Origin of the sequence: Chryseobacterium sp. FP211-J200 (assembly GCF_001643375.1) — a bacterium.
GTDB classification, from domain to species: Bacteria; Bacteroidota; Bacteroidia; order Flavobacteriales; family Weeksellaceae; genus Epilithonimonas; species Epilithonimonas ginsengisoli.
Genome location: NZ_LSHB01000024.1, coordinates 1 through 17,055, shown reverse-complemented (window position 1 = coordinate 17,055; position 17,055 = coordinate 1). Strand labels below are relative to the sequence as shown.

17 protein-coding genes are annotated in these 17,055 nt (G+C 39.2%); 11 read left to right on the top strand and 6 right to left on the bottom strand.

Going from position 1 to position 17,055, the window contains the following annotated elements:
- Positions 1-3 precede the first annotated feature (3 nt).
- Positions 4-657 carry a methionine ABC transporter permease MetI gene (gene metI, locus AXA65_RS08295; RefSeq protein ID WP_063969653.1) on the bottom strand — a complete coding sequence of 218 codons (654 nt, stop codon included), beginning with the start codon at positions 655-657 and terminating at the stop codon, positions 4-6.
- Entirely contained in the window at positions 647-1,675 is a 1,029-nt protein-coding gene (locus tag AXA65_RS08290; RefSeq protein WP_063969652.1) for a methionine ABC transporter ATP-binding protein, read from the bottom strand. Before AXA65_RS08290 ends, metI begins: the two co-directional genes overlap by 11 nt.
- 440 nt (positions 1,676-2,115) lie before the next feature.
- Between AXA65_RS08290 and AXA65_RS08285 the strand changes: the two genes are divergently transcribed.
- The 5 genes from AXA65_RS08285 (at position 2,116) to AXA65_RS08265 (ending at position 5,957) form a co-directional block, all read left to right on the top strand.
- Positions 2,116-3,516, top strand: a complete 1,401-nt coding sequence (locus tag AXA65_RS08285; RefSeq protein ID WP_063969651.1) for a nucleoside recognition domain-containing protein — start codon at positions 2,116-2,118, stop codon at positions 3,514-3,516.
- Positions 3,517-3,561: 45 nt separating this feature from the next.
- The gene (locus AXA65_RS08280; RefSeq protein ID WP_063969650.1) at positions 3,562-3,954 is read left to right on the top strand and encodes a hypothetical protein; all 393 of its coding nucleotides are present in this window, start codon (positions 3,562-3,564) and stop codon (positions 3,952-3,954) included.
- Positions 3,955-4,036: 82 nt separating this feature from the next.
- Positions 4,037-4,798, top strand: coding sequence for an alpha/beta fold hydrolase (locus AXA65_RS08275; protein ID WP_063969649.1), 762 nt, complete (start codon positions 4,037-4,039; stop codon positions 4,796-4,798).
- Between the two features lie 93 nt (positions 4,799-4,891).
- Positions 4,892-5,515 (top strand): ribosome biogenesis GTP-binding protein YihA/YsxC, encoded by a 624-nt coding sequence (gene yihA, locus AXA65_RS08270; RefSeq protein ID WP_063969648.1) that lies wholly within the window; start codon positions 4,892-4,894, stop codon positions 5,513-5,515.
- Positions 5,508-5,957 carry a GNAT family N-acetyltransferase gene (locus AXA65_RS08265; protein WP_063969647.1) on the top strand — a complete coding sequence of 150 codons (450 nt, stop codon included), beginning with the start codon at positions 5,508-5,510 and terminating at the stop codon, positions 5,955-5,957. Before yihA ends, AXA65_RS08265 begins: the two co-directional genes overlap by 8 nt.
- Positions 5,958-6,103: 146 nt before the next feature.
- On the opposite strand, the gene AXA65_RS08260 is transcribed toward AXA65_RS08265, so the two are convergent.
- Both AXA65_RS08260 and AXA65_RS08255 read right to left on the bottom strand, forming a co-directional pair.
- Positions 6,104-6,766: a response regulator transcription factor gene (locus AXA65_RS08260; RefSeq protein ID WP_063969646.1), complete on the bottom strand. Its 663-nt coding sequence runs from the start codon at positions 6,764-6,766 to the stop codon at positions 6,104-6,106.
- A 3-nt stretch (positions 6,767-6,769) separates the two neighbouring features.
- The gene (locus tag AXA65_RS08255; protein ID WP_063969645.1) at positions 6,770-8,407 is read right to left on the bottom strand and encodes a tetratricopeptide repeat-containing sensor histidine kinase; all 1,638 of its coding nucleotides are present in this window, start codon (positions 8,405-8,407) and stop codon (positions 6,770-6,772) included.
- Between the two features lie 136 nt (positions 8,408-8,543).
- On the opposite strand from AXA65_RS08255, the gene AXA65_RS08250 reads away from it, so the two are divergent.
- From AXA65_RS08250 to AXA65_RS08235, 4 genes are all read left to right on the top strand, one after another.
- The gene (locus tag AXA65_RS08250; RefSeq protein ID WP_063969644.1) at positions 8,544-9,146 is read left to right on the top strand and encodes a SprT-like domain-containing protein; all 603 of its coding nucleotides are present in this window, start codon (positions 8,544-8,546) and stop codon (positions 9,144-9,146) included.
- On the top strand, positions 9,136-10,215 hold the full coding sequence (locus tag AXA65_RS08245) for a mannose-1-phosphate guanylyltransferase (RefSeq protein ID WP_228391649.1): 1,080 nt from the start codon (positions 9,136-9,138) through the stop codon (positions 10,213-10,215). The genes AXA65_RS08250 and AXA65_RS08245 overlap by 11 nt, the downstream gene beginning before the upstream one ends.
- A gap of 82 nt (positions 10,216-10,297) precedes the next feature.
- Entirely contained in the window at positions 10,298-11,830 is a 1,533-nt protein-coding gene (locus tag AXA65_RS08240; protein ID WP_063969643.1) for a YifB family Mg chelatase-like AAA ATPase, read from the top strand.
- Between the two features lie 36 nt (positions 11,831-11,866).
- Complete coding sequence (locus AXA65_RS08235; RefSeq protein WP_063969642.1) at positions 11,867-12,253, top strand: HU family DNA-binding protein; 387 nt, start codon at positions 11,867-11,869, stop codon at positions 12,251-12,253.
- 164 nt (positions 12,254-12,417) lie between these two features.
- On the opposite strand, the gene rnhA is transcribed toward AXA65_RS08235, so the two are convergent.
- Both rnhA and dnaB read right to left on the bottom strand, forming a co-directional pair.
- A complete protein-coding gene (gene rnhA, locus AXA65_RS08230) occupies positions 12,418-12,900 on the bottom strand; it encodes a ribonuclease HI (RefSeq protein WP_063969641.1) in 483 nt (160 codons plus the stop codon).
- 9 nt (positions 12,901-12,909) lie between these two features.
- Positions 12,910-14,481, bottom strand: coding sequence for a replicative DNA helicase (gene dnaB, locus AXA65_RS08225; protein ID WP_063969640.1), 1,572 nt, complete (start codon positions 14,479-14,481; stop codon positions 12,910-12,912).
- Between the two features lie 183 nt (positions 14,482-14,664).
- Between dnaB and AXA65_RS08220 the strand changes: the two genes are divergently transcribed.
- Positions 14,665-16,128, top strand: coding sequence for a DUF5687 family protein (locus tag AXA65_RS08220; RefSeq protein WP_063969639.1), 1,464 nt, complete (start codon positions 14,665-14,667; stop codon positions 16,126-16,128).
- 205 nt (positions 16,129-16,333) lie between these two features.
- Positions 16,334-17,044 carry an ABC transporter ATP-binding protein gene (locus tag AXA65_RS08215; RefSeq protein ID WP_063969638.1) on the top strand — a complete coding sequence of 237 codons (711 nt, stop codon included), beginning with the start codon at positions 16,334-16,336 and terminating at the stop codon, positions 17,042-17,044.
- The last annotated feature ends 11 nt before the right edge of the window (positions 17,045-17,055 follow it).

The following is a 17,055-nucleotide window of genomic DNA, read 5'->3' as shown; positions in this document are numbered from 1 at the left end:
TTTTTATCTGTGATTGAATTTTTTCGAAAGGAAATCTCCCGCTATTTGAATGATGAACACCAGAATGATCAGTAATATCAATACTGAATTCATCACCGCAAAATCATAACCGATGTAGCCATATTGATAACCAACTTGTCCCAATCCACCAGCACCCACAGCGCCGCCCATTGCGGAATAACCTACAAGCGTGACCAAAGTGATACTGACATTATTGATAAGTGAAGGCAAAGCTTCCGGCAAAAGTACTTTTCGGATGATTTGCAATGGTTTTGCGCCCATCGATCTTGCCGCTTCTATCAAACCGGAAGGGATTTCCAACAAACTATTCTCTACTAATCTTGCAATAAATGGAGCCGAACCAACACTTAGTGGAACCAAAGCCGCCGCAACGCCGATCGATGTTCCTACAATCGTTCTTGTGAAGGGGATCATCCAAACAATTAAGATGATGAATGGAATAGAGCGGAAAATATTTACGATGACAGAGACAACTTGATGGGAAACTTTGTTCTCCAACAATTGTCCTTTTCTTGTCAAAAAAAGAAAAATTCCCGTCGGTAATCCCAAAAGAAATCCGAAAAATCCAGAAACCAAGGTCATCACAATCGTTTCTATCGTCCCTTGAAATAACAAATTGATAATACTATCCGACATAACCTAAAATTTCTGTGTTAGAATATTCATTTTCCAAATAAGCCAAAGCCTCGTTGATATTTTTGCCTTGCAATTCCACAAGCAAAACACCAAAACTCAGATTGCCAACGTATTCCAGTTGCGCACTGATCACTTTCGCTTTAACCTGGAATTTCTCAAACAAATTACTGATGACAAAACTCTGGTCATTATTTCCGGTTAGCATAAATTTCACCAACGGATTACTATTTCCATGATCAATATTGCTCAATGAGTTTTGATAGACCAAAGGCAATTCTATATTAAGAGAAGACTGGATAAATCCTTTCGTGATTTCCTGTTGCGGGTTGGTAAAGATTTGTTCCACGTTGCCTTGTTCCGCCAATTTTCCGTGATCGATTACTGCCACTTTGTCGCAGATCGTTTTGATCACTTCCATTTCGTGCGTGATTAGAAGAATCGTTAAGTTCAGTTTTTGGTTGATGGATTTTAGCAATTTCAGAATCGATTTCGTGGTTGCTGGATCTAGCGCACTGGTCGCCTCGTCGCAAAGCAAAACTTTCGGGTCGTTCGCCAAAGCTCTGGCAATCGCCACTCTTTGTTTTTGTCCGCCGGATAGATTGGCTGGATAATCCTTTGCCTTTTCATTCAGTCCAACAAGTTCTAAAAGGCCATTTACTTTTTCCTTGATCTCGGATTTCGATTGTCCTTCCAATTCCAACGGAAATGCAATATTGTCAAAGACCGTTCGAGAAGACAACAAGTTGAAATGTTGGAAAATCATCGCGATTTTCCGTCTTTCCAAGGTCAGTTGAGCATCAGACAATTTTGTCAGTTCAATATTATCGACTATCACTTTCCCTGCATTTGGTTTTTCGAGAAGGTTCACACAGCGGATGAGCGTACTTTTCCCGGCGCCGGAAGTTCCGATGACGCCAAAGATCTCGCCTTTTTCCACCGTCAATGAAACGTCTGCCAAAGCTTGGATCGTCTTATTTTTGGTTTTAAAACTTTTGGTAACGTTTAAAAGTTCAATCATTTTTACGAATTAATTAAAATAAAAAACCTTTCAAATGAGAGTATGAAAGGTTTTCGAAATAAACACACTATTCTCTTCTTCATTCTATATCACTGAAATATATTACTGCAACAAACAAAACAGAATTTCAACATGGATAGTGTTTAAAAAAAGCCGAGGCAAAGGTATTAATTCAATTCATACTAAACAAGTATAATTTGGATTTATGACATAAATCAGTTTTGAAAATGTCTCTTTAATTTCAAAAGTTTAAAAATTTGGGCAGCTTTTTCCGTCCTCCGTTCCCGCTATTTTTTGCCCAACTTTTCCCAATGCACAAAAATGAGCTCCACTCAGGCCGGGCTGCGGGATTCGGTTTTCTATTAAAATTTTAATTTCTAAATCCCAGTTTCCAAAATCTATTATCATTTTTCTTACATTTACTGAAATTAATTTCCAGAATGGTTCTAAGCAGGATTTGGTCAGCCTTCATCATCATTGCAATTGCGGTGGCCTCCATAAAATATTTCAGTTCAGAGAATTACAGTCAGATCTTCAACGACATGGTAGTCGGGAAGGGCGGCGACACGATAAAAATCTCGCAAAAACCATTGGTCCAGTTTTCTCCTGATATTCAGAGGTCTTTGAAAACCACGCCGGAACTCGAAGAAAATCACATCCATTACAAAATGGATTCGCTTCAAAACGTGAATACTTACAGGGTTGCAGCGACCGATGGCGTCATTGGAACCAGCGAGACAGCCGTAAACATCTGCTTGAAACTGATTGGAATTATGGCACTTTTTATGGGATTTATGAGTATCGCCGAAAAAGCGGGCGGTATCAATTTCCTTAGCCGAATGATCCAGCCATTCTTCTCCAAATTATTTCCGGACATCCCGAAAAACCATCCGTCATTCGGACATATGATGCTTAACTTCAGTGCCAATTTATTAGGATTGGACAACGCTGCCACACCGTTCGGACTCAAAGCCATGGAAAGTCTCCAAACCTTGAATCCCGATAAAGACAAAGCCAGCAATGCCCAGATTATGTTCCTCTGCCTGCACGCCAGCGGTTTGACCTTGATTCCGGTTTCCATCATTGCAATTCGTTCATCAATGGGTTCTGTGACACCGACCGATATTTTTCTACCGTGTATGATCGCCACATTCTGCGCAACTTTGGCAGCGATGACTATTGTTTCTATCAGGCAAAAAATCAATCTGTTTCAACCGATTGTTTTAGCTTACGTGGGTGGGATATCTGCGATTATCGGTTTGCTTGTGATCTACTTGGTTCAATTGAGTAAGGACGAGTTGGATTCTTTCAGCAAAGTGATGAGCAACGGCATTATATTATTGATTTTCCTAGCCATCGTTTTGGGTGCAGTTTATAAAAAGATCAACGTTTTCGATGCGTTCATCGATGGAGCGAAAGAAGGTTTTACGGTTTGTGTGAAGATCATTCCGTACCTGGTTGGTATGTTGATTGCAATCTCTCTCCTGAGAACTAGTGGCGTTTTTGAGGTCATCATCGATGGTATGAAATGGATTGCCAGCGCTTCGCATCTAGATACAAGATTTGTGGACGGATTGCCAACCGCTCTTATCAAACCATTGTCTGGTTCCGGAGCAAGAGGAATGATGGTGGATACGATGAAAACCTTTGGCGCGGACAGTTTTGCCGGAAAATTATCTGCCATTTTACAAGGAAGTTCGGACACTACTTTTTATGTGATTGCTGTTTATTTTGGCTCGGTCGGAATCAAGAATACAAGATATACAGTTGGGTCGATGCTTTTGGCAGATTTGGTTGGAGTTACGGTTTCGGTAATTTTGGCGTATTTGTTTTTTGGATAATAATTTGAAACTGAGAAATAAATCTTAATAACTAAAACCTAATTAATGATTCAAGATAAAGATTTTACACTTAGATTAATAAGACAACTTAGTCAGGCATTAGAAAAATTACTTCTCGGAAAACCAGAAGAAAGTTTGATGCAGAAAGAATTGGATTTCGATTCCTTGATGAAGGATATTTTCAAAATGGATTTTGCTGAATTGTCATTAAAGTCAAAAGAGGAGATCATAGAAATGGTCAAACTTCGGGAATCAAAAGACCACGCCGATTATTATGAGATGCTCGGCAATGTTTTTATGTTTCATTTCCGGACAGAAGGTCAGCTGGATTTTTCAGAAAAAGCGAAATCTTTTTACGAACTTTATCTCACAACCAGCGGAATTTTCGCACTGCCGATAGTAAACCGTATTAATGAATTGACATCAGTGTTAAAATAAATTAAATTTGACCGTATTAGTAGGATTAAAATAAAAAATTATTCTTTTATTTGTATTTTTGGCGCGTTATCGAGAGAGCATTATGATTTTTAAAACTAAAAAAGACACGAAATATACTTATGTAGAAGCAGGGGAAGGTCATCCTCTGGTGCTTTTGCATGGTTTGATGGGAGGCTTGAGCAACTTCGATAAGATGATCAACTTTTATTCGGACAAGGGCTACAAGGTCTTCGTCCCACAATTGCCGATCTATGATCTCCCGATCTTGAATACCAATTTGACCTCAATCTCAAAGTTTGTGGCCAAGTTCATTACAGATGTTATCGGAAAACCGGTGACCATCGTAGGTAACTCCATGGGCGGACATATCGGATTGATCTTAACAACTTCCCGTCCGGAATTGGTAAAGAATTTAGTTTTAACAGGAAGTTCTGGGTTGTACGAAAGAACTTTTGGCGATAGTTTCCCGAGAAAAAGTGATAAAGACTATATCAAGAAAAAAACGCAGGATGTTTTCTACGACCCTATTGTAGCAACAGATGAGTTGGTAGATGAGGTTTTCGCGGTGGTAAACGACAGGATGAAAGGTATCAAAACGGTGATGTTGGCCAGAAGTGCCATCAAACACAATATGCTGAACGACCTTCCGAAGATCACTTGCCCAACGTGCATCATCTGGGGGAAACAAGATAATGTGACGCCGCCGGAAGTGGCAGAAGATATGCACAAATTCATCCCAAATTCCGAATTGCACTGGATCGACAAATGTGGTCACGCTGCGATGATGGAAAAACCGGACGAATTCAATGAGATTCTTTACGCTTGGCTACAGAGAGTGATGTAAGTCAATAATCAATAAAAACTTTTCAGACCATTAAGAATTTGATTTTTTTAATTTTAAATAAATTGATTCTTAGTGGTTTTTAAATATAAAAATATGGTAATCAAAACCGCAGAATTTGTAAAAAGCAGTCAGAAATGGCAGGATTGTCCCGAGCCAACAATGGCAGAATATGCTTTCATCGGACGTTCCAACGTAGGCAAATCGTCTCTCATCAACGCGATGATGAATCACAAAGATTTGGCTAAAACATCACAAACACCGGGTAAAACACAGCTCATCAATCATTTTTTGGTTAATGAAAATTGGTTTCTTACCGATCTTCCAGGTTACGGTTACGCGAAAGTTTCCAAAAGTCTTAGAAAGGATTTTGAAAAACTGATTACCAATTACATCCTCAACAGACAAAATCTGGTGAATCTATTTGTTTTGATAGATTCGCGTCTGGCACCTCAGAAGATCGATCTGGAGTTTATGCAATGGTGTGGCGAAAGCAATGTTCCGTTTTCCATCGTTTTTACAAAAGTGGATAAATTGAAAGCTGGCGCCGCGGACCGAAATGTGGAAGCTTACAAAAAGGAATTGCTGAATACTTGGGAAGACCTGCCGGAGATCTATGTGACCTCGGCTGAGAAAAAAACGGGAACAGACAATATCCTGAAATTCATCTCAGAGACCAATCAATTTCTTATAAAAAATAAAGTACGATTCGATGACTAATATAGATTGGAAAATCAAAACATTTTCTGAACTTACAACACCTGAACTTTACGAAATTATCAAGGCCAGAGTCAATGTTTTTGTTGTTGAACAAGATTGTCCTTATCCCGACCTGGATGACAATGATCAAAAAGCAATCCATCTTTGGGCGGAAAATAATGGTGAGGTTCTAGCCTATTGCAGGATTTTTGACAAAGGCATCAAGTATCCGGAAACCTCTATCGGAAGAGTAGTGACAACTGAAAATGGCAGAGGAACAGGACTTGGAAAGCAACTGATAAAATATGCTCTCGAGATCATAGAAAACCGATTGGGAACTTCGGAAGTCAGGATTTCTGCGCAAGATTATTTGCTAAGGTTCTATTCGGATTTTGGATTCCAGGATACCGGGAAAAAATATTTGGAAGATAACATTCCGCACACGGAGATGTTTAGAAAATAAAATAGCCTAAAGAAAATCTTCAGACTATTTTGGAAATGATTATTGTTTTTTGTGTTTTTACGGTTATTAATCTGGGACAAAATTAGATAGATAAATTCGTATTTCCTTACGGGAAACCGTAAAATGGGAAAATAATTGAAAAAAAATCAAATTATTCCCAGATCTTTACAATAAGCGATCAGTTGTTCGTTGTTTTTCACCGTCAATGCTAGCTTCATGGCATTCATTCTTTTTTCCACACTGCTCAAGCTATTTGGGAAAATATCTCTTTCCTGAAGGACCTTAGGTACGTTTTTCTGCAAGACCCCTTCCGATAATAGCTGAAGCAAAATAATATCGTAATTACTGAACTCCAAAGTGTTCATGCTTTTTACGGGAAGTTTCAGATTGTGCGAAATATAGTTTACATTATTTTCAACCATTTCTATGGCTTTTTTGAGTTCCCGAGAATCATGGCGTGCTTTTCTTACAAAGCCATTTATTTTTAATTCGCTGAAAAGTAGGTCGATCACACCCAATCTGTGTTCTGCGGAAAAAACGATCACTTTTAGTTCGGGATAGATTTCGCGACAAGATCTTATCAACTCACTGCCGTTTTTGATCAGTTGCTTTCTGTGGTCTTCCTCAAACGAAAAGTCGGTAATGAGCAATTCATATGGTTCGGACTCCAAAGATATTTTGAGTTTGGCAAACGCATCATCGCAGTAATAAACATGATCTACCTTTGGGATTTGCAATTCTTCAGAAACCTTTTGGACAGAAAAATTACTGCTCTCATGGTCTTCAGCGATTAATATCTTCCTAAACATGCTTTAAAATTTTATTGATAGTTTTAACCCTGAAATGCTTTCCTCAATTTCAAGTTTAGCATTTCCCTCAAGCCTTGATCTCATATTTGTGAATCCGTTTTTCTCCACAAAACTCTCTGAAAGCCCAACTCCGTTGTCGATATACTTGATCTCACGGAAATTATTTTCATTAATGAACCTCAGAATGACCTGCGTCGCTTGGCTGTGTTTTTTCATATTTACGAGCAATTCTCTAATGATTTGAAAAAGTTCTTCTCTGGTGCTACCATCAATGCTTGTCCAAAAACTACAATCATTACCTATAAGGATGATCTTTGTCCTATCATTATCAAAAGAGCTTACCAATCCTAGAATCCTTTGATTGAAATCCTGCTGCAATGCATCGTCATAGGAAAGATCTCGTGATTTTTCGTACATCAATTCCAGCTTGTCTAGTATTTTCTCTTTTGGGATATTACTTTGATTTTCAATTGTTGTCATCACTTCATAGATTCCGTTGGCAACCACATCATGGACTTTTTTGGAGAAATCCAACCGCTGCTCTTGTAACATATTATTTGCCTCCAAAGCTTGTTTTTCACGTCTTTTTTTGATCCAAATGTAGGAAATGATTGAAGTTAATATGAAAAACAGGAGTAGAAGACCGATGATCAATTTTTGTCGTTCTACTTGATATTCGTGTGCATCATGTTCTTTCTGTAATTTGAGATTGTCGGCTTTTGCCTTTTCACTTTCAAAACGGATCAGCGCAAATTGATTTTTGGCCTTATTCTGTGCATTGATCAAACTATCTTGTATCCTGGAGTAATCTTCGAAGTATTTTTGTGCTTTAGTGCCGTCTGATATTTTGATGAGATTTTGTAAGGCCTCGAGCTGATCGGCTGGATATTTTAACTTTTGAGCCAGATCTAGCATTTTGTTCGAATACATCCGGGCAGAATCGATATTGTTATTAAGGTAATAACTTGACAGGTAGGCGTATGCAGCATCTTTTGTCCAGTCGTCATCTAGGTTTTCACTTAGTTTTTCTGCGAGGAGATAGTTGTGAACGGGATCATAGTTTCTATCATCAAACCATTTGGATCTGGTGAAATTCAATAATAGTTTTGGATAGAATTCGCTTTTCAGACCTACGCTATCCAATAGTTTGGAATAGATAGCGACTGCTTTTTTGTAATTACTTTCGTTATGAAAAACAATGGCCAGATTATTTGCCAAAGCCATTTTGTCTATCGGGTCTTTGGTGAATAGAAAGGCTTTATCGTAGAATTTTTTGGCATCTTTATAATTCTTGAGATTGGCAGAAGCAATTCCAAGATTGTTGTAATTACAGAATAAAAATCCGTAATGCGCAGTATCTTTTCCCTTGAAAAATTGGCTTGCAACAAGGCTGGTTTCTATACTTCCAAAATTGTCACCTTCTTTTTCTTGGATGATCGCCATATTCACAAAGCTTTTTCCGAGTCCAAAACTGTCATTCCTTTTTTGGAAAAGCTCTCTTGCCTTGTTGAGGTAATAAAAAGAACTGTCAGAATCTTTGTCCATGAAGACAAATGCTTTCTCATAATATGGATTGATCTGCTCTTTTGAAGATGTCGAACTTTTCGGAACTTCTTTTTTAGAACATCCGATTAAGAACAATATCAAAAAAAATGAGACCGATCTGAGCAATTTTTCAATTTATCCGAAATTTAAGGAAAAATAACTGCAATTGAATAATAATTAATTCTAAAATCGCTGTTAATCCTTATTTTTGTTGACTATTTGAATGTAATAAATGTCAATCAAAACTTTAGAACAGTATCTGCCAGATAACACTTTTCCTTTTCTGAAAAAGTGGTTTGCGGATTATTATATTCATATCAAGATCACCAAAAATAGAAACAGTAAGCTTGGCGATTACAGAAGATTACCGGATAAGTCACATCAGATCACCGTCAATTCTACCTTGGACAAACAGCTTTTCTTTTTTGTTTTGACGCACGAGCTGGCTCATCTTCTCGCATTTGAAAGGTTTAATTTCAGGATCAGTGCGCATGGCAGAGAATGGAAAGAGACTTTCCGCGACATGCTTTTGGAAAGTATTGATATCTATACAGATGATTTGAAGCCTATTATCTCTACTTTTTCAAAAAATCCAAAAGCGAACTTCATGGCAAGTCCGGAATTAGTCCGTTATTTTCATATAGAAGATCCTGAGGATAATTTTATTTTTGTTGAGAATCTATTAATAAATGATGAGTTTCAGTATAAAGGTGATGTTTACAGATTATTGGAAAAAAAGAAAAAGTTATATCTTTGCGTCAATTTAAACAACGAGAAAAAATATTTATTCCGCCCTTTGGCAAAGGTCGAAAAATTAACTAAACATGAGCAATAACAATTACTGTGTAATAATGGCTGGTGGAATTGGAAGCCGATTTTGGCCGATGAGTACCCAGAAATTTCCAAAACAGTTTCACGATATTTTAGGAACGGGAAGAACAATGATCCAGCAAACTTTTGACAGGATCAATCAACTAATCGTAAAGGAAAATATCTATGTCATTACAAATCAGGAATATGTAGAGCTTACACAGCAACAGTTGCCAGATATCCCAGTTGAGAATATCGTAGGAGAACCGGCGATGAAAAATACATCTGCCTGTAACCTCTACATGGCGAAAAAAATAGAAGCAGTTAATCCAAACGCAAATATCATCGTGATGCCTGCTGATCATCTGATCCTAAAAGAAAGAGCTTTTCTTGAAAAAGTAGAGTTGGGATTCAAGTTGACGGCCGAAAATGATTATTTAATCACATTGGGAATCACGCCCACGAGACCAGACACAGGCTATGGTTATATCCAGTTCATACAGGAGAATAATGAAAATTATTCCAAAGTGAAAACTTTTACAGAAAAACCGGATCTTGATATTGCGAAAAGCTTTATGGAGTCTGGTGATTTCCTTTGGAATGCAGGAATTTTTCTTTGGAACGTGAAAAGTATCTTGAAAGCATTCAAAAAGCATCTTCCAGAAATGACAAATCAATTCAACAGTTGCGAATATAACTGTGAGTCTGAAAATGAGTGTATTGGTTTGATCTACCCAACAGTTAGCAAGATTTCTATCGATAACGGGATCCTGGAAAAAGCTAACAATGTATATGTCATTCCCGCAAACCTTGGCTGGAGCGATCTTGGAACCTGGACTTCGGTTTATGCAAACGCCGACAAGAATGATGACAATAATGCAATCAGTTCCAAAAATGTTCTGACTTACAACTCCAAAGGTAATGTCATCAGAATAAAAAATCAAAACAAGGCCGCAGTGATCGACGGGCTTAAAAACTACATCGTCGTAGATACTGAGAAAGCTTTGCTTATTTGTCCCAGAGACAATGATCAGTTGATAAAAGATTACGTACTTGATCTTAAGAACCTTAAGAAGGGAGAACGATTCATGTAATTCAATTGATTTATCAAAAAAAAATATTTAACTCTTTGGTTTTCATCAGAGAGTTTTTTATTTTTGGTAAAACAAAACACAAATGCTTGTCAAAATTTACGGTGCTGCCATTCACGGCGTTTCTGCACAGATCATTACGATAGAAGTCAATGTCGATCAAGGCGTAGGTTACCATTTGGTTGGGCTTCCGGATAATGCCATCAAAGAAAGCAGCTATAGGATCTCTGCCGCATTGAAGAACTCTGGCTTCAAGATTCCAGGTAAAAAGATCACCATTAATATGGCGCCAGCTGATCTTCGGAAAGAAGGTTCATCCTATGACTTGAGTATTGCTTTGGGGATTTTAGCGGCTTCGGATTTGATCAAATACGATACACTTAGCGAATATATCATCATGGGCGAGCTGTCCTTGGATGGTAGTTTACAACCAATTCGTGGTGTTTTGCCAATTGCGATCAAGGCTAGAGAAGGTGGCTTCAAAGGTATCATTCTCCCAAAGAAAAACGCAAGAGAAGCGGCAATCGTCAATCAGTTGGATGTTTATGGGATTGATAATATTAAAGAGATCATTGATTTTTTTAATGATGATATTGAATTGGAGAAGTTTGAGATCGATACCAGAAAAGAGTTTCAGGATAAGATCGACCATTTTCCTTTCGACTTTGATGAGGTGAAAGGACAGGAGGCGGCCAAACGGGCGATGGAAGTTGCAGCAGCTGGCGGCCACAACATCATTTTGATTGGTTCCCCGGGAAGTGGAAAGACAATGCTTGCAAAGCGATTGCCAAGTATTCTACCCGCACTCAGTCTCAAAGAATCGCTGGAGACCACAAAGATCCATTCCGTTGCAGGGAAAATGGGAGCCGAGACTTCATTGATAACAATTCGACCCTTCAGAGCACCACACCATACAATTTCGGACGTCGCTTTGGTCGGCGGCGGAAGTTATCCTCAGCCTGGCGAAATTTCCTTAGCTCACAATGGTGTTTTATTTCTTGATGAAATGCCGGAATTCAAACGAACCGTCTTGGAAGTGATGCGACAACCGTTGGAAGATAGAGTCGTGACCATTTCACGAGCCAAATTCACCATCGAATATCCAGCAAGCTTCATGCTCGTCGCCAGTATGAATCCAAGTCCAAGCGGCTATTTTCCCGATGACCCAAATAATACTTCATCAACCAGCGAAATGCAGCGGTATATGAACAAATTGTCCGGACCACTCTTGGACAGAATTGACATCCATATCGAAGTTTCGAAGGTGGAATATGAACAATTGACCGAAAAAAGGAAAGGCGAAAGTAGCGCAAGCATCAGGGCGAGAGTCAATAAAGCCAGAGATATTCAAAATGAACGGTACAAAGATTCCGACATCAATTACAATGCACAAATGGGTTCAAAGGAAATTGAAAAGCATTGTGAACTGGATGAATATTCTCAATTGCTCATAAAAGCAGCAATGCTGAAACTTAATCTTTCGGCAAGAGCATACAGTCGTATCCTGAAAGTTGCAAGAACCATCGCTGATCTTGAAGGTTCTGAAAATATCCAAGGAGATCATATCTCAGAAGCAATACAGTATAGAAGTCTGGATCGGGATTTTTGGAATGTATGATCTTGGTACTTTAAACTTTATTTTAAACTCTTTTCTGTGTCGATTTATTATAAGTTATATGAAAAACCTCAGCCGGGTGTTGCTGGAGGCGGTATCAAAAAGTGGTATGGCAATGCTGTTTTAGATCAAGAGTTATCGGTGGATGATCTCGTAAAGAACATTGAGAAGTTTTCTTCATTTACGGAAGCTGACATCCGCGGAGTCATGTTCGCTATGGAGCATGTCATCAAGGAAGAGATTGTCAACGGCAAAATCATAAGATTGGATGTGCTGGGCAGTTTTTACCCGACATTGTCCACGGATGGCGTGGATAAGGAGGAAGATTTTACCGCTTCGAATATCAGAAGTGTAAAGGTGAGTTACCGTCCGGGGAAACGTATAATAGATGCTCTTGCGCAGGCCGATCTGAAAAAGAAAGTCTGACCCAGCTCAAAACCACCTTTGCTATCTATGAACGAGAAGCTTCTCGATGAGTGGTGAGAAGCTTCTCGTTTGTCATTGACTAGCTTTTCATGAATGATTGGAAGGCTTACCGTTCATCAAGACACAATTTGGAAACGCTGCTCTTATAATGAAGCGTGAACGATTTAAAACAATCCACTTTCAGTTGGATTCTCAAAATAAGCATCAATTTGCAATTTCCCTGATTTTGCGGCTGCAACAGCCAATTGGTCACAGATCTCATTCTCCGGATGTCCTGCATGGCCTTTGATCCAATGGAATTTGGGTTCATGAAGCTGATACAACTTGTAAAATTCTTTCCAAAGATCCGGGTTTTTGACATTCTTCCAGCCGCGTTTGATCCAGCCGTAGATCCATTTTTGATTAATGGCATCTGCTACATATTTACTGTCCGTAAAGACGTGGACATCGTTGTCTGGGCTTTTTAGTTTTCCTAATGCAACGAGGACGGCCATCAATTCCATTCGGTTGTTGGTCGTTTTTCGGAAGCCTTTGGAATAGGTCTTTTGGTATTTTTTTTCTGGGACGCGCATCAAGATGCCGTAACCACCTGGGCCGGGATTTCCACTGCAGGCGCCGTCTGTATAGATTTCGATTCTTAAACTCAAACCAGAAAGTTAAAAAGCAAAATCATCGTCATCATCATTCATCGCAGAGCCAGAGACCTGATTGTTATTCGGAAGTCCGAATGCAGAATGTGGATCGCTCGTAATCGTGATTCTATCAAACCCAGAAGGCTCGTCTTTCTGCCCGAAGTTGGAAGGCGTGTATTCATAATTCGTCCCAAGATCGGCAAACTTACCAATGTTCTTGTGGAATGCCAATCGGACATCTGCAGTCGCACCATTTCTGTGTTTTGCGATGATGATCTCAGCTTGGTTTTCCGTGCTGGATTCTGCGCCTTCTTCATCATTATCCCAAACCGCAATCTTATAATATTCCGGTCGGAAGATGAACGAAACAATATCCGCATCCTGCTCGATCGCTCCAGATTCACGGAGGTCAGAAAGCATCGGTCGTTTTCCTGGGCGTGTCTCCACACTTCTGGAAAGCTGTGAAAGTGCAATTACCGGAACGTTCAATTCTTTTGCGATGGCTTTTAGAGATCGGGAGATCATTGCAATCTCCTGCTCACGGTTTCCAGCGCCTTTTCCGGAACTCGCCGTCATTAGCTGAAGGTAATCGACCATAATGATCTTCACGCCGTGTTGCATTACCAGTCGTCGGCATTTCGCACGGAAATCAAATATAGAAAGTGAAGGTGTTTCGTCAATATAAAGTGGTGCATTTTCCAAAGCAGAAACGTTGGTGAACAATCTTTGCCACTCTTCATCTGCCATTTGTCCTTTTCTCAGTTTCTCAGAAGAGATCCCGGTTTCGGAGGAAATCATCCTTGTGATCAACTGGACTGATGCCATCTCCAGAGAGAATAGCGCCATCGGAATGTTATGATCGACGCAGATATTTCTTGCCATCGAAAGGATGAAAGCCGTTTTTCCCATCGCCGGTCTTGCCGCAATGATGATAAGGTCGGAGTTTTGCCAACCTCCAGTTTCTTTATCCAATGCAGTGAATCCTGATGGTACTCCAGATAGTCCTTCTTTGTCTTTCAAAGATTTGATCTTCTCAATCGCTTCTTTTACCAATGAATTGGCCGTGTCGAACCCTTTTTTGATGGTTCCATTGGTGATCTCGAAGAAAGATTGTTCGGCTTTATCGAGCAATTCGAAAACATCGGTGGTTTCTTTGTAGGAACTGTCGATCACATTGGCGGAAACATTGATCAATGACCTTAAGATAAATTTTTCCAAGATCACACGCACGTGATATTCGATGTGGGCAGATGAACTTACGCCCATCGTCAAATCAATGATGTAATGGTCGCCACCGCCAAGACTTAGTTTTTCGGTTCTTTTAAGTTCCTGGATCACAGTCATCAGATCGATGGGTGAGTTGCTTTCGTACAATTTCAAGATTGCCGCAAAAATGGTCTGGTGTCTCGGGTCGTAGAAAACGTCCGCTGTCAATAAGTCTATAGAATGGTCGAGTCCCTTTCTGTCAATAAGAAAAGTTCCGATCACAATTTTTTCAAAATCCAATGCATTGGGCGGCATTTTGCCATCCGAAATAGAGAGTTCCTTTGCAAAATTACCGTGAATCAAACTCGATAATGTATCCTTCTGTGCCATTGTACAAAGATATAATTTTTGAAAGTTCTATCAATTTTAGTTATATGCAAACAACTAACAATTTTCGTGATCCAATGTTAATAAATCAAAATATTTTGTAACATTTCCAAGTAAAAGTGAACTTAATAAGTAGAAACATTAGCAAATTCTAAATTCATTAAATTTAACCAAATTAATTCTCTCATGCTCCAGCGGTTTATCAAATTAGAATTCAAAAGTTTTTTTCGGTCCAGCTCTTTGGCAGCCAATGTCATTGTCAAGATTTTCCAGCTTTTGGGAATGTTATACATGTTGGCGATGTTCGTCTTCATTGCTTTCGGCGCTTATTATTTTCCGAAAAAGGAAATGCACATCGACCCAGTGTTGGTCATCAGCCGATTTTTGATCTATTGGTTGGTCGCTGATCTTTTTCTGAGATACTTTTTCCAGCAGATGCCAACGCAAAACATCAAACCATTTCTGACGATGAACATCAAGAAAAGTACGCTGGTCAATTATATGATCGGCAAAACCTTTTCGTCATTCTTCAGTTGGGGTGGACTTTTTATTTACATTCCACTTTTGGTGATCTTGCTTTACAATGGACATTCGGTTTTGGGAAGTTTCGCTTGGATATTCGCCATCATCATTCTAAGTTTCTGCAGCAATTTCCTTAATATCCTGTTGAATGGGAAAGACGCTGTTGTCTGGATCATCGGAATCATTTTGGTTGCGTTTGCAGGCTTGGACTATTACAAGATTATTTCCTTATCCTCATTTTCGGAATTGATTTTCACGAAGTTTTACATTCATTGGTGGACAATCATTGTTCCAATTGTATTGATGCTGGTCGGGTTTTTCATCGTTAAGAAATTCATCAAAGACAATTTCTATCTGGACAAAGGTTTGGAAATGAAACAGGAAGTCGGGAAAACAGAAAGCATTCAATTTCTTAATAAATATGGCGTTCTCGGAACATTCATCAATAATGACATTAGAATGATCAAACGGAGCAAAGCTGCAAAATCCATAGCCATAGGAAGCTTCTTGTTCTTATTCTACGGATTGCTCCTATTCAGTTCTCCGACTTACAAAACAGCTTACATGCAATTGTTTATGGGATTATTCGTAACTGGTGGATTTCTATTTATGTTCGGACAAAGAGTGCCATCATTCGACAGCTCCTATTATCCATTGATGATGACTTTGAATGTGCCTTACAAAGAATATCTGAAGGCCAAATGGTGGCTCATCGTGAGCGCAGTGGGCGTTAGTATGGTTTTGGCGATTGCTTATGCGTTTGTGAGTTGGGAATTGTATTTCACATTTCTTGCGGGTGGACTTTATAATATCGGTGTCAATTCACAGATCGTTTTGCTCACGGGAGCTTACAATAAAAATCCGATTGACCTGAATGCCAGAGGGAAATCTTTCGGAAAGAAAAATAATTTCAGTTTCAAAAGTATTTTAATGATTTTGCCTCAAATGGTTTTACCAATGGCCGTTTTTGCGGGAACCAAATATCTGTTCGGAACTACAGCGGCGGTTGCCAGTTTGGGTTTTCTCGGTTTGATCGGATTTCTTTTCAGAGAAAAATTCTTCGACTTCATTGTCAAACTTTACAAAAAGGAAAAATATTCCACCATCAAAGCCTTCAAAGGAAATTAAAATTTGGGGCAGCTTTATCCGCCTTCCGTTCCCAATCTTTTTGCCTTGGCTTTTCCAGCCACAAAAAAGGATTTCCACTCAAACCTAGCGAAGCGGTTCATCGATTCAAATAAAAAATAAAAAGTCAGAGATAATTCGGGCTGCGAGCCATTCCGTGTCTATCAAAATCTAACATCTAACATCTCACTTCTAATCTCTAAATAATATGATCACAATAAATAACCTCTCCAAAGTTTACGAAAACAAAAAAGTCCTAAGCATAGAATCCCTCGATTTCCAAAAAGGCCAAACCATTGGTCTCGTGGGGAACAACGGTGCTGGAAAAACAACCTTGTTCAGTTTGATTCTTGACTTAATCGAACCTACTTCCGGTTTTGTTGCCATCGACCAGGAAAAAGTCAACGAGTCCGAAAACTGGAAAAACAAAGTCGGCGCTTTCATAGATGAAACTTTTTTAATTGGATATCTCACGCCTGAAGAGTATTTCTATTTCCTCGGCGAACTCAGAGGTCAAACCAAGATCCAGGTTGACGAGTTCCTGAAGAACTTCAACGATTTCTTCAACGGCGAAATCCTGAATGCAAAAAAATACATCCGTGACCTTTCCAAAGGAAATATGAAAAAAGTGGGAATCATCGGCGCGTTGATCGGAACACCAGCGATAATTATTCTTGACGAGCCATTTGCCAACCTGGATCCATCGACTCAGATCAAACTCAAAAACTTAATTAGAGATTGGTCAAAGAATTCGGATTCCACATTCTTAATTTCCAGTCATGATTTAGCCCATACGACTGAAGTTTGCGAAAGAATTGTGGTCATCAACAAAGGCGAATTGGTACGTGATATCCAGACTTCTCCGGAGACTTTGAGAGATCTGGAGCAGTATTTTGCCGATCAAGTTTCTATTAATTAACCTGAGTTCGG